This is a genomic window from Sphingopyxis sp. GW821-FHT12C06 (assembly GCF_058807415.1).
The window spans coordinates 153,703-167,465 of the sequence record NZ_JBXAQR010000008.1 but is presented as its reverse complement, the minus strand read 5'-3'; the positions used below and the strand labels follow the sequence as shown (position 1 = coordinate 167,465).

At 64.3% G+C, this 13,763-nt stretch carries 10 protein-coding genes; 3 read left to right on the top strand and 7 right to left on the bottom strand.

Translation table 11 applies throughout. The features are described from left to right. Nucleotides 1–1,530 (top strand): FadD3 family acyl-CoA ligase, encoded by a 1,530-nt coding sequence (locus AC1RRJ_RS21405; RefSeq protein ID WP_493126522.1) that lies wholly within the window; start codon nucleotides 1–3, stop codon nucleotides 1,528–1,530. 68 nt (nucleotides 1,531–1,598) lie between these two features. Here AC1RRJ_RS21405 and AC1RRJ_RS21400 read toward each other — a convergent pair whose 3' ends face one another. Beyond that, entirely contained in the window at nucleotides 1,599–2,351 is a 753-nt protein-coding gene (locus tag AC1RRJ_RS21400) for a glucose 1-dehydrogenase (protein ID WP_493126520.1), read from the bottom strand. 87 nt (nucleotides 2,352–2,438) lie between these two features. On the opposite strand from AC1RRJ_RS21400, the gene AC1RRJ_RS21395 reads away from it, so the two are divergent. Then, nucleotides 2,439–3,497, top strand: coding sequence for an alkene reductase (locus tag AC1RRJ_RS21395; RefSeq protein ID WP_493126518.1), 1,059 nt, complete (start codon nucleotides 2,439–2,441; stop codon nucleotides 3,495–3,497). Nucleotides 3,498–3,551: 54 nt separating this feature from the next. Next, nucleotides 3,552–4,379: a TauD/TfdA dioxygenase family protein gene (locus tag AC1RRJ_RS21390; RefSeq protein ID WP_493126516.1), complete on the top strand. Its 828-nt coding sequence runs from the start codon at nucleotides 3,552–3,554 to the stop codon at nucleotides 4,377–4,379. 12 nt (nucleotides 4,380–4,391) lie between these two features. Here AC1RRJ_RS21390 and AC1RRJ_RS21385 read toward each other — a convergent pair whose 3' ends face one another. From AC1RRJ_RS21385 to paaD, 6 genes are all read right to left on the bottom strand, one after another. Further along, nucleotides 4,392–4,940, bottom strand: coding sequence for a pseudouridine synthase (locus AC1RRJ_RS21385; RefSeq protein ID WP_493126514.1), 549 nt, complete (start codon nucleotides 4,938–4,940; stop codon nucleotides 4,392–4,394). Then, entirely contained in the window at nucleotides 4,937–6,550 is a 1,614-nt protein-coding gene (locus tag AC1RRJ_RS21380; RefSeq protein ID WP_493126512.1) for an NAD(P)/FAD-dependent oxidoreductase, read from the bottom strand. The genes AC1RRJ_RS21385 and AC1RRJ_RS21380 overlap by 4 nt, the downstream gene beginning before the upstream one ends. A 127-nt stretch (nucleotides 6,551–6,677) precedes the next feature. After that, nucleotides 6,678–11,177, bottom strand: coding sequence for an IPT/TIG domain-containing protein (locus AC1RRJ_RS21375; RefSeq protein WP_493126510.1), 4,500 nt, complete (start codon nucleotides 11,175–11,177; stop codon nucleotides 6,678–6,680). A 433-nt stretch (nucleotides 11,178–11,610) separates the two neighbouring features. Continuing rightward, complete coding sequence (locus tag AC1RRJ_RS21370; protein ID WP_493126508.1) at nucleotides 11,611–12,228, bottom strand: TetR/AcrR family transcriptional regulator; 618 nt, start codon at nucleotides 12,226–12,228, stop codon at nucleotides 11,611–11,613. A gap of 10 nt (nucleotides 12,229–12,238) precedes the next feature. Beyond that, the gene (locus tag AC1RRJ_RS21365; RefSeq protein WP_493126506.1) at nucleotides 12,239–13,318 is read right to left on the bottom strand and encodes a 2Fe-2S iron-sulfur cluster-binding protein; all 1,080 of its coding nucleotides are present in this window, start codon (nucleotides 13,316–13,318) and stop codon (nucleotides 12,239–12,241) included. 1 nt (nucleotide 13,319) lies between these two features. Then, entirely contained in the window at nucleotides 13,320–13,763 is a 444-nt protein-coding gene (gene paaD, locus AC1RRJ_RS21360) for a 1,2-phenylacetyl-CoA epoxidase subunit PaaD (protein WP_493126504.1), read from the bottom strand.

Sequence of the window (13,763 nt, the reverse complement as noted above, 5' to 3'; positions counted from 1 at the left end):
ATGTCCGCCTTGCCGCCGACCATCCCCCACCTCGCGCAATGGGGTGCCGCGCATTTCGGCGATGCCCCGGCGATACTGGATCGCGGCGAACGCTGGAGCTACGCCCGGCTGTGGCAGGAGGTTCGCATTGCGGCCTCGGCACTTTTGACGCGCGGCATCGGCCCCGGCGATCGTATCGCGATCTGGGCGCCGAACGGACGCGAGTGGATCGTCGCCGCGATCGCGGTTCAGGCGACCGGCGCCGCAATCGTCCCGCTCAACACGCGGCTGAAAGCGGCCGAGGCGTCGGATATCTTGCGCCGGACGCACAGCCGCCTGCTGTTCACCGTCGGCGATTTTCTGGGCACCGACTATCCCGCGATGCTTGCGCATGTCGATCTCCCCGATTTGGCCGAGACCATCTGTTTCGACCGAGAGTGGGACGCCTTTGTCGCGACCGGCCGCGCCGATGACCCGCGGATCGACGCAGCGCTTGCTACGCTGTCGCCCGCTACGGTCAGCGACATCATGTTCACCAGCGGCACGACGGGCCAGCCCAAGGGGGTCGTGACAACGCACGGGCGGATCATTCCGATGTTCGCGGGTTGGATCGAGCTCGTCGGGCTCGAACCCGGCGATCCCTATCTGATCATCAATCCCTTCTTTCACAGCTTTGGTTATAAGGCGGGGTGGGTTGCGGCGTTGCTCGCGGGGGCGATGATCGTGCCGATGGCGGTGTTCGATGTCGCCAAGGCGATCGAGCATATCGAGCGCGACCGCATCGCCTTCATCCCCGGCGCGCCGACCATCTATCAGTCGCTGCTCGCCGAACTTGAAGGCCGGAAATTCGATAGTTCGTCGCTCAAAAGCGCGATGACGGGCGCGGCGACGGTGCCGCCGTCGCTGATCCGGCGGATGAAGGACGAACTCGGCTTCGACCGCGTCCTCACCGCCTATGGCATGACCGAATGCACGACGATCACTGCCTGTCAGGCGGGCGATCCGCCCGAACTGGTTGCGCGCAGCTGCGGCAAGGCGATCCCGGGGGTCGAGGTGATCGTCGCCGACGAGCGGGGGCAAGAGGTCGCGCGCGGCGAGACCGGCGAGATTTGCGTTCGCGGCTATGCCGTGATGCTCGGCTATCTCGATGATCCCGCCGCGACGGCGGAGGCGATCGACGCCGACGGCTGGCTGCATACCGGCGATATCGGGACGATGGACGTCGCGGGCTATGTCCAGATCACCGACCGCAAGAAGGACATGTATATCTCGGGCGGCTTCAACTGCTATCCGGCCGAGGTTGAGAAGTTGATGGCCGACCATCCCGATATCGCCAGGGTTGCGGTGATCGGGGTGCCCGACGAGCGGATGGGTGAGGTCGGGCGGGCGTTTGTCGTGCTGCGTCCGCAGCATGTTACGACAGAAGCCGAAATCCTCGGCTGGGCGCGCGCAAACATGGCCAATTACAAGGTCCCGCGCAGCGTGGTCCTGCTCGACGAACTGCCGACCAATGCTTCGGGAAAGATACTGAAGACCGCGCTGCGCGGGTAGGACTGCGCATCACACAAAAGCCGCTCGCCACGAACGGACTTGGGGCTCCGATTGGTATAGCCCCCCAATCAGCTCACTGTCGCGCCGCCGTCGATGACGAGCGGATGGCCGGTGACAAAGCTCGCCTGATCGCTGCACAGCCACAGCACTGCGTTGGCTACTTCCTCGGGCTGGCCCATGCGGCCCATTGGGGTCATCGCTTCCATGACCTTGCGCATCTCGGGGTTGCTGGCGACGCTGTCGGTCATCGGGGTTTCGATCACCCCTGGGCACACTGCGTTGACGCGAATATTGCTGCGCGCCCATTTCAGCGCACCGTGCCGCGTCAGCCCGATCACGCCATGCTTGGTCGCGACATAGCCCGGCTGAACGGCGTTGCCGGTAAAGCCGTTGATCGACGCGGTGTTGACCATCGCACCGCCGCCATTCGCCAGCATCGCCGCCGCCTCTTCGCGCATGCAGTGCATCACGCCGTCGAGGTTGATCGACACCGAGCGGTTCCACACTGCCTCGTCCCACTCGTCGACGGTCATATGGGTGACGCCGGCGTTGTTGTGGCCGAAATCGAGCCGGCCGTAAGTGTCGACCGCGCGCTTGACGAGCGCTTTGACCGCGTCGGCGTCGGCGACGTCACAGGCCTGGAAGATCGCCTTGCCGCCCGCCGTCTCGATCAACCCGACCGTTTCCTCGCCGCCCGCGACATTGACGTCGCTGACCACGACCGACGCGCCCGAGTGCGCAAAGGCGAGGGCGGTGGCGCGCCCGATGCCGCCGCTGGCGCCGGTGATCAGCGCGACTTTTCCGGAAAAATCATAGGTCATGGGCAATTCACTCTCCATTTGCGTAATATTTTGTCCAATGTATAACGCATTCATCGAAAACATATAGCTGAAAAGATGGATTGTCGCATGATCGAGCCGCTTTTTGAACCGCGAACCTTGGGCGCGCTTGCCTTGCCCAACGCGATCGTCATGGCGCCGATGACCCGTGACCGTGCGGGGGCGGGCGATGTGCCGGGCGATCTGATGGTCGAATATTATCGCCAGCGCGCCTCGGCGGGGCTGATCATCACCGAGGGCGTTCAGCCGAGCGCCGATGGCAAGGGCTATTGGCGCACCCCCGGCATCTGGTCGGCCGATCAGGTCGCGGGCTGGCGTCGCGTCGCCGATGCGGTCCATGCTGAGGGCGGCCGGATCGTCATGCAGCTGATGCACTGCGGCCGTGTCTGCGTGGGCGCGAACAAACAGGACGACAGCCGCACGATTGCGCCCTCCGCTATTGCCTGCGCCGATCCGGTTCCGGGCCCCGACGGCGTCCCCGTCGCGACCGAAATGCCTCATGCGCTGACCACCGACGAAGTGCGGCAGGTGGTAGAGGAATATGCCGCCGCCGCCCGTAACGCCCGCGCGGCGGGTCTGGACGGCGTCGAACTCCATTGCGCGAGCGGCTATCTGCCAAACCAGTTCCTCAACCCGAACAGCAACCAACGGGGCGACATCTACGGCGGATCGGCCGACAACCGCATCCGCTTCGCGATCGAAATCCTTGCCGCGATGGCCGATGCCATCGGCGCCGACCGCGTCGGCTTTCGCATCTCACCCCATAACCCGTATAACGACATGGCCGACGAAGATCCGCAGGCGACTTTCATCTCGCTGCTCCGCGCAGCCGACGAGCTGGGGCTCGCCTATGTCCATCTGGTCGACGTTGCCGACACGATCGGCTGGGTGTGCGAGAATTGGTCGGGCAATCTGATTGCCAACAACGGCCTGAAACCCGCCACAGCCGCCGAATTGCTACGCAGTGGGCAGGCACAGGCGGTGTCCTTCGGTCGCTATTTCATCAGCAACCCCGATCTGGTCGAGCGCATCCGCAGCGGCGCCGAACTCGCGCGGGTCGACCGCGATCATATCTACACCGGGGAGGCTCGCGGCTACATCGACTATCCGGCGATAGCGGCGGGCTGAGACCGAATGCCCGGGGCGTGTCATCACCGACGACAAGAGTGAGAGGGAGTGGACATGAAAATTACACCGGCAAACGACGTCGTCGGCGCATTGGTCGATGATGTCGACGTCAAGACCATGGGCGATGCGGAATTTCAGACGCTCCGGCGTGCCTTTTTCGATCATGGCGCGCTGTTTTTTCGCGACCAGTCGTTGACGCCGGAAGATCATATCGCCTTCGCCGGCCGCTGGGGACCGATCAATATCAATCGTTTCTTCGCGCCGGTTGCTGGCTATCCGCAAATCGCGCAAGTGTTGAAGGAAGCCGATCAGACCGCGAATATCGGCGGCGGCTGGCACACCGACCACAGCTATGATCAGGTGCCCGCGATGGGATCGATCCTCTATGCTCTGGAAACTCCGCCGACCGGAGGCGACACGATGTTCGCCGGGATGCAGGCCGCCTATGACGGATTGCCCGACGCGATGAAGCGGCGACTTGCCGGTCTGCGCGCACGCCACGGCAATGCGCATGTTTTCGGGACCAGTTCACCCTATGCTGCCGAGGTCGGGTCGCGTTTCGGCAATGGCGAGGGCGCGGTGCAGGAAGCGATTCATCCGATCGTCCTCGCGCATCCCGAAACCGGTCGCAAAGGCCTGTATGTCAACCCCGCCTTCACGCTGGAGATCGTTGGTCTCTCGGAAAAAGAGGGCGCTGACTTGCTGGCTGAACTCTACGCCCATATTCTGCAGCCGCAATATCACTACAGGTTCCAGTGGAATGATGCGTCACTCGCGATGTGGGACAATCGTTCGACCTGGCATTATGCGATCAACGACTATCACGGACACCGCCGTCATATGCACCGGGTCACTGTCGAGGGCGTCGCCTTGGCTGAGTGAAAGAGGCGCGGTTCACGCCGAGCCGGGCATCCATTGTCCGGGTGGCACGCCGTCGAGCGTCCAGCGACCGATACTCCAGCGGATCAGTCGCAATGTCGGAAGGCCGACGGCGGCGGTCATGCGGCGCACCTGACGGTTGCGGCCTTCGGTGATCGTCAGCCTGATCCAGCAATCGGGTACGCTCTTGCGGACGCGGATCGGCGGGTCGCGCGGCCATAGCTGCGGGTCGGCGATCATCTCGGCCTCTGCGGGGCGCGTCGGTCCGTCCTTCAATTGGACGCCCTTGCGCAGCATCGCCAATGCGGCCTCGCTGGCTTCGCCCTCGACCTGCGCGAGATAGGTTTTGGGCATTTTATATTTGGGGTCGGAGATCCGTGCCTGCAGCCGGCCATCGTCGGTCAGCAGCATCAGCCCCTCGCTGTCGAGGTCGAGCCGTCCCGCCGGATAGACGCCGGGCACGTCGATAAAATCGGACAAGGTCCGCCGCGTCGATCCAGCGGTGCCGCGATCGGTGAACTGGCAGAGCACGTCATAGGGCTTGTTGAACAGGATCAGCGTCATGGCTTCAGACTTTGCGCAACCGCCTCGGCGACCTTGATGCCGTCGACCGCCGCCGACAATATACCCCCGGCATAGCCCGCGCCTTCGCCGGCCGGGAAAAGCCCGCGGGTGTTCAGACTCTGCAAATCGTCGCCGCGCGTAAAGCGCACGGGCGATGACGTGCGCGTCTCGACCCCGGTCATTACCACGTCGGGATGGTCATAGCCCTTGATTTGGCGCCCGAAGACCGGGATCGCCTCGCGCATCGCCTCGACTGCGAAATCGGGCAGGCATGACGCGAGGTCGGTCGGAGTCACGCCGGGGCGATAGGATGGGACGACGCTGCCCAGCGAGGTCGACGGCCGGCCGGCGAGAAAATCGCCGACGCGCTGGGCGGGCGCGCGATAATTTGAGCCGCCCGCGACATAGGCCAGCGATTCCCAATGCCGCTGGAACTCGAGGCCGGCGAGCGGATCGCCGGGGTAATCGCGCGCCGGATCGATCGCGACGACGAAGCCCGAATTGGCGTTGCGCTCGTTGCGCGAATATTGGCTCATGCCGTTGGTGGCGACGCGGCCCTCTTCGGAGGTCGCGGCGACCACGGTGCCGCCCGGGCACATGCAGAAACTATAGACCGTGCGGCCGTTCTTGCAGTGGTGCGAGATATGATATTCGGCGGCGCCCAATATGGGATTGCCTGCGTCGGCGCCGAAGCGCGAGGTGTCGATCCACGACTGCGGATGCTCGATCCGCACACCGATCGAGAAGGGCTTTGCTTCGACATGGACCCCCGCCGCATGCAGCATCGCGAAAGTGTCGCGCGCGCTGTGCCCGACCGCGAGGATGACGCGGTCGGCCTCCAGATATTCACCATTGCTCAGGTGCAGCCCCTGGACGCGGCGCTCGCCCGCGCCGTCGGTTTCGATATCGAGCCCGTCGACCTTGTGCTGCCAGCGATATTCGCCGCCCAGCCCCTCGATCGTCTCGCGCAGGCTTTCGACCATCGTCACCAGCCGGAAGGTACCGATATGCGGATGCGCTTCGGTCAGGATTTCGGGCGGCGCGCCCGCCTTGACGAACTCGGTGAGCACCTTGCGGTCGAGGTGCCGCGGGTCCTTGATCCGGCTGTAGAGCTTGCCGTCCGAGAAAGTTCCCGCGCCGCCCTCGCCGAACTGGACGTTCGATTCGGGGTGGAGCACGCCGCGGCGCCACAAATCCCATGTGTCCTTGGTGCGCTCGCGGACGACCTTGCCGCGGTCGAGGATGATCGGGCGGAAACCCATCTGCGCGAGGATCAGCCCGACGAACAGCCCGCACGGCCCCGCTCCGACGACGACCGGCCGTTTGATCCCCTTCGGCGCCTGCGTGATGAATTTATAGGAAGTGTTCGGGGTCTGCTGGACGTTGCGGTCCTTGCGAAAGCGCGCGAGCACTGCGCCCTCGTCCTTCACATTGACGTCGATCGAATAGATCAGCTTGATGTTGGTCTTGTCGCGCGCATCGTGCGCGCGGCGCGCGACGACATGGCGCACCAGTTCGCGCGGGGAAATGCGCAGCCGCTTGCAGATCGCGGCGGGCAGATCCTCCGGCGCATGGTGCAGCGGCAGCGTGAGTTCGGTCAGGCGAAGCATCGCTCGCCTGTAGCGGGCATTCGTTGGCGCGCCAATCAATCACACCGGCCCGCACCGACAAAAGGGTGACGCCCCCTGATCAACGACGGATCCAGGGGGCGCCTTGAGCGGGACGATATGTCTGCGATCAGAATTTCGTCGATGCGCTGACCTTGGCGGTGCCCAGAACCGAACCGGCGCCGAAGCGACCGCCGACGTCGACACCGAAGGCCCAGCCGCCGTCGATTTCCAGTCCGGTACCGATTTCGATCTGATATTCGTTGCGCAGCCAGTTGTCGTCGCGGATCAGATAGCCATATCCGAGCCCGTCGACGCCGGTGATGTCGGCATAGTCGAGCGCCTGTGCGCCGCTGCGGTTGAGCTCGTGTCGCCACTCGATCCGGCCGCGCGGCGTGAACAGTCCGATGCTGGACGGAACCACGATCACACCCCTCGTACCCAATATGGTCGCAAAGGATTCGGGCTTCCGCTCGGCAAAGGCCAGGTTGAAGATGCCGGCCCCAGTCTCGCCATAGGCTTTGAGTTTGGCCGACATATATTCGCCCCGGGCATAGAGCGACAGGCGCCCGCGATCGCTGCTCTTGTCAAAGCCCGTGGCAAGCGAGCCGAAGAGCATCGATCCGTTGCGGCGTCCCAGCGCGGTGGCGCCCTCGGGGGCGATGCGGCGGGTGTCGAAATCCAGCCCGCCGATCCCGAACACGCCATCGACGAACATCCCGTCGGTGGGTGCGAGGCTGCCATAGACAGCGCCGACCCAATTTTCGGCGTCGAGCCGACCTTCGTTGTTTTCGCCAACCTTGGTCCGGTCAAAGCCATAGCCGCCGCCGATGCCCAGCGTCAGAGCGTTGCTGACCTTGAGGTCGAGCCCGGCGCTCAGTCCCGAGCTCGATACGCGCAGCTTGGAGCGCCGCGTGGTCGCGTCGCGCGTCCCGATTTGAAGCGCACCGCCCGTCCACATTTCGACCGAGCCGCGAACGCGCTCGCCGCCGGGGGCATCGTCCCCGGCCGTCGCCAATTGCGCGAGCACAGGGGAGGCGCCCGGCGACGCATCGGTGGTCTGCACCCCGCGCAGCGCCCGCATATCGACCGTCCTGCCAGGATCGTTACGGCCGCCGGGGCCGCCTTCATCCACGCTGCCATTGGTGGCGTACATCGCCGCGTCGCCGCCCGACACCCGGATGCCGACCTGCTTGCCGCGACTTCCCGCGCCGCCGCCGTGAAGCTGCTCGTTGCGACGCGCAAAATTGTCGAGCTGGGTGCTCGCAAAGCGGCGCGTGGCATCGGCTTGTGCCGCGCTCAGCCCGCGCACTACCGGATCGGCCGAGGGATCGGGGCGTGCCTTGACCATCACTGTTACCGTTGCGGGCTGCGAAGTGCCGAAGATATTGCTCAGCGTATAATGAACCATCGCAGATCCGCTGAACCGGCCGATCGCGCGAAGCTTGAGGCCATAGCTGCGATTGTCGGGGGTTCCGCCTGCGACCAGTTCGGCGGTCAGCGCGTCGACCGGTGTGATCGAGACGATCGCGGCGCCAGTAAACGGTCCTTCTGCCGCGCCGGAGGTAATATCCAGCGTCAGTTCGCGCCCGTTGAGCAACGTTGCACTCAGGCTGGGTGCGACAGGGACAGCGCCGACGACGGTGATTGCCACGCGGGCGGGGGACGATGTGCCGCCAGGGCCCACGGCAACGAAGGTGAAGGCGTCCGCTCCCTGATAGCCCGCGGCGGGGCGATAGGTGGCGATGAAGTTGCTGGCGATCGTGACCGTGCCGTGCGTCGGCTGCGTATCGATGCGGATGTCGGTATAATTGCCGTCGACCAGCGCCGCGAGGTTGATGCCGACCGAGGAGGTGCCCGAGATGGTTGTTCCGGGTACCGAGGTTCCCGGTGCATCGCGTGCCACCGGCGCGGCGGGGGCCGTGATCTGAAGCGTATAGGCGATTGCGGCGCTAAACGGTCCGGTTCCGGTCGAAGCGTCGGTAACAGTGGCGGTGAAGGCGAAGCTGCCGTTCACGGTCGGGGTACCGGAAAGCGTGCCGTTGGTTGCCAGCGTGAGCCCGGAAGGAAGGGTGCCGGCGGTGACCGCGAAGCCATAGGGTGCGGTGCCGCCCGAAGCGACGAGCGTCGCCGAATAGGCGGCATCCTGTTGACCTGCGACGAGGCTTGCGGGGGTGATCGCAAGGACGGGGCTGGCCACGGTGATCGTCACCGTCGCGGGCGCTGAGGCTCCGCCATCGTTGCTCGCGTTGTAGGTGAAGCTGTCCGGTCCGGCATAACCCGGGGTCGGGGTATAGCTGATCGTCAGTCCCGATGCGGTGGCGGTGCCGTGGGCGGGCTGGGTGACCACTGCGACACTTGTCGCGGTGCCGCCGGACAGGTCGAGCGCGATCGCATTGGCTGATGAGCCATAGCCGACATTTGCACTGATCGCGTTGGCGCCGGGCGCCAGCGGTGGCGAAACCGTCAGCGTGTAGCTTTGTGTGGCCTCAAAGGGGCCGGTGCCGCTCGAGCTGTCGGTGACGGTCGCAGCGAAGTGGAAGCTGCCATGGACGGTGGGCGTTCCCTCGATCACGCCAGCCGGAGACAGGGCGAGCCCTGTGGGCAGGGCGCCGGCGGTGACCGCGAAACCATAGGGCGCCGCGCCGCCCGAAGCGGACAATGTCTGGCTATAGGGGGCGTCCATCATCGCTGCGGGCAGGTTCACCGGCGGCAATAGGATCGTCGGCGCGTTGACGGTGATTGTGACGGCGGCCGGTGCGGAGGCTCCACCCGGACCGGTGGCGGTATAAGTGAAGCTGTCCGGTCCGGCATAGCCCGTCGCGGGCGTATAGGTCACGACATTGCCCGATACGTCGGTCGTGCCATGTGTCGGGGACGAGGCGACCGTAACGCTGTTGCTGACGCCTGTGATCGACGCGGACAGGTCAATCGGCGCGGCCGTCTGATAGGCGGTAGTCACGCTTCGCGCCGCGGCGGTGGGCGCCGCAGCATAGGTGAATTGATTGGCGCCGTCGGTGGCGCTGGTTCCGCCCACGGTTCGGACCGTAATGTTAACGATGCCAACACTGCCCGCCGGGCTGGTCGCGGTGATCTGGGTCGCGCCGTTCACGACGAAGGAGGCCGCTGCCGCGCCAAAGCGGACATCGGTGGCGTCCGTGAAATTATTGCCCGTCAGAATGACCGTGGCCCCGCCCGCTATGCTCCCGCTATTGGGGCTGACGGCATCGACCATCGGCGGCGCAATATAGGTGAATTGATTGGCGGCTGCGGCGGCGCTGGCGCCCCCGGGGGTCGTGACGATGACATTGACGACGCCCGCGCTGTGCGTCGGCAAAGATGTCACGACGAGATTGGTATCGTCGACAACGACAAAGCTCGCGGATGCGCCGCCAAAGGAAACATCGATCGCGCCTGTGAAATTGGTGCCGGTCAGGGTCACGGTTCCGCCGCCCAGCGTGCTGCCGCGATTGGCCGTCACATCGGTGACGGTTGGCGGTGCGACATAGGTAAATTGATTGGCGACGCCGGTGGCGCTGGTTCCGCCCACGGTTCGGACCGTGATGTTAACAGCGCCAACGCTGCCAGCCGGACTGGTCGCGGTGATCTGGGTCGCGTTGTTCACCACGAAGGAGGACGTGGCTGCACCAAAGCGGACACTGGTGGCGTTCGTGAAATTGGTGCCCGTCATAACGACCGTGGTTCCGCCCGCTGGACTCCCGCTACCGGGGCTGACGGCATCGACCGTTGGCGGGGCAATATAGGTGAACTGATTGGCCGTTGCAGCGGCGCTGGGGCCGCCGAGGGCGGTCGTTACGATCACATTGACAACACCGGCGCTGTGCGCGGGCAACGATGTCACGGCGATATTGGTCGCGCTGACGAACAGAAAGCTCGCGGATGCACCGCCAAAAGACACATTGGTCACGCCGGTGAAATTGGTGCCGGTCAAGGTCAGTGTTCCGCCGCCCAGCGTGCTGCCGCGATTGGCGGTCACATTCGTAACGGTCGGCGGCGGAGCATAGGTGAATTGCGTGCTGGCGGAGGTCGCGCTGGTCCCGCCTGCGTTTTGGACCGTCACATTGACCGCGCCGGCCGCTCCCCCCGGGCTGGTGGCTGTGATCTGGGTGTCGCTGTTCAAGACAAAGCTGGCGATGGTTGCGCCAAAGAAGACAGTGGTGGCGTCAGTAAAATCGGTACCGGTTAGGATAACTGCTGTGCCTCCCCCCATAGGGCCGCCGTTAGGGCTGACGCTGGTGATGGAGGGTGGGACGATCGGGCCGATATAGGTGAATTGATTGGCCGCAGTGGCGGCGCTGGCCCCTTCTGGGGTCGTGACGATGACATTGACGACACCTGCGCTGTGCGCCGGCAAGCTGAAGACGACGATATTGGTATCGTCGACTACGATAAAGCCCGCGGTTGCGCTGCCGAAGGATACCTCGGTCGCATCGGTGAAACCGGTGCCGGTGAGGGTTACCGTTCCGCCGCCGGCGATGGGGCCATTATTGGCTGTAACATTGGTGACGACAGGGGGCGCCGCGAGCGCTGGCGATGCCCATCCCACGGAAAAGAGCATGCACAGCAGAAAAGCCAAAAACGAGCCACGCGCCCCAACGACCGTCTTCATCGCCAACCCCTTGATTCATGAACATTCATTCATAACGAGCGATTTTTGAAACGCAAAGTGATAAAATGGGCGATGACCATATTTCCGCTTGCGATTTGTCTGTGATCGGGATCTGGGCCTACTAAATCCGCCACATAGCGGCTGTTAAAACAGTAATAGTGGCTGCGTTGATCGCGATATTGTGGGCTGAATGGGGCGCAACATTGCGCCAGCCCTTGAGGACGGTGGATTTGTCGGACGCGATCGATGGCGACGGCTTGATTTAAAGGGTCGCAGCCGCGCCAAGCGCATATGTGGCAGGCTTAAGTCGCGCGCTTATCCTCGCGCCTTATGGCGCGGTCGTCCTTTGCCGAAAGTCTTCTCAGCCGAGCGCACAAAGCCGGCAAAAGGGCTTCATGCTCGCGTGGCGCGGGCGAGAAAATGCAAGGGTTTGTCAGGTTGGCGCGTGGCCCTGATTGGCGGGGGCGTGCTGGCCCAGGAAGATCGCGATGGCCCGGTCCGCCAGCGCATCCACCGACAGCGGGCCCTCGACGTCATACCAGGTGTGGGTCCAGTTGATCATGCCGAAATAGAGCATCGTCGATGCGCGGCGCTCGGCGCGGGTTTCGCCATAATGCGGACCGATGGCCGCCAGCACCTCGCCGACGATGTCCATCAGTTCGCGTTCGACGCGCACGACCTGACGGCGGCGGTCGGCTGGAAGATAGTCCAGGTCATTGACCAGCACCTTGTGCCGGTCAGATGCGCCGACATAGGCGCGCAGAAAGCCGCGCGTCAGTTGCGCCAGCCGGCCGGCCGGATTGTCGGACGGGGCGGCCAGCATCTCATTGGCCATCTGTTGCAGCGCCTCGACATGGTCGATCATGATTTCGAAGAGGATATCCTCTTTCGACCCGAAATAATGATAAAGCAGCGACTTGGATACACCGCTGGCGGCCGCGAGGTCGGAAATGGATGCCCCCAGATAACCGTGGCGGGCATAGAGCGCGGCGGCGCTATCGAGCATCGCCCGACGGCGGTCGGCATAGTCCGGGGCTTGCGGTCGAGCCAATATTTTTCCCTTATGCGTCGTAGTCGAGGACAACCTCCTCCGTCAGCGGAACGGCCTGGCAAGTCAATATATAGCCATTACCGATTTCCTCGGCGGACAGGCCGTAATTGGCGGCCATGCTGACCTCTCCCTTGACCAACCGCGCCCGGCAGGTTGCGCAGACGCCCGCCTTGCAGGCATAGGGGGGCGCAAGGCCAGCAGCGCGGGCATTGTCGAGGATACTGCCGTGCCGGCTGTCGAAAGCGAGGCGGCGGGTGCGGCCGTCCATCGCGATGACCAGCCGCCGGCCCGACGCGGCTTCGCGTTCGCGCTCGATCTTTGCTGCCTTGGCGCCGGTGGGGCGACCGGCGGTGAAGCGCTCGAGCATGATCGCCTCCGCCGCCACGCCGGCTTCGCGCAGCGCGGCTTCGGCGGCATCCATCATGGGAGCCGGGCCGCAGATGAAGGCGGCGTCGATCCGGCCGGGGTCGACCAGTCCGCTGAACAATTCGGTCAGTTTCGCCTGATCGAGCTGGCCGTTGAACAGCGGTGCCTCGGCATCGTCCTCATCCTGCAGGAAATGATGCACTGCGAGCCGGTCCATATAGCGGTTCTTGAGCGCGGCCAGTTCCTCGAGAAATATGATCCCCGTGCTCAGCCGGTTGCCATAGAGAAGCGTGAAGTGGCTGCCCGCCTCCTCGATCAGCGCGGTCTTGATGAGCGCGAGGACCGGCGTGATGCCCGACCCGCCGGCGATTCCCAGATAGGAGCGGCGTCGACTCGTCTCGAATGGCCAGGTGAAGCTGCCGTGCGGTGGCAGTACGTCGATTAATTGCCCCGCCGTCAGCGTTTTATTGGCCCAGGTCGAAAAACGTCCGCCGGCGATCCGTTTGACCGCAACGCGCAATTCGCCGTCGTGCGGACTGACGCAAAGTGAATAGTTGCGCCGCAACTCCTCGCCATCGACGACCGCGCGAAACGTGACATGCTGGCCTGCGCGAAAGCGGAAGGCGGTTTCCAGTTCTGCCGGTACCAAGAAGCGCAGCGACACGGCATCATCGGTTTCACGATGCACCCTGTCGATCATCAGCGAATGAAATGTGTCGGTCATATCAATGGCACTTGAAACGGTCGAAGGGTTCCAGGCAGGCGCGGCATTGCCACTGCGCCTTGCACGGCGTCGATCCGAAACGGCTCACCTCTTCGGTGTCGATGGATTTGCAGCGGGGGCATGCGGCGGCGGCATCCTGCTGTGGCGGGGCAATGCCATAGGCGCGCAGCTTGTTGCGGCCTTCGGGTGAGATCCAGTCGGTGGACCAAGGCGGGGAAAGCGACGTGCGCACCGCCAGCGTGGCATAACCGGCGCCGTCGAGCGCGGCACGAACCGCCTGCTCGATCGCCAGCGTCGCGGGGCAGCCCGAATAGGTGGGGGTGATCGTTACCCCTTCCGGCCCGATGTCGCACACAATGCCGAGGTCGACGATCGACAGGACCGGAATCTCGGGATCGGGTACGCCTTCCAGCACCGCGCGGACGCGATTAACGTCGACGGTCAT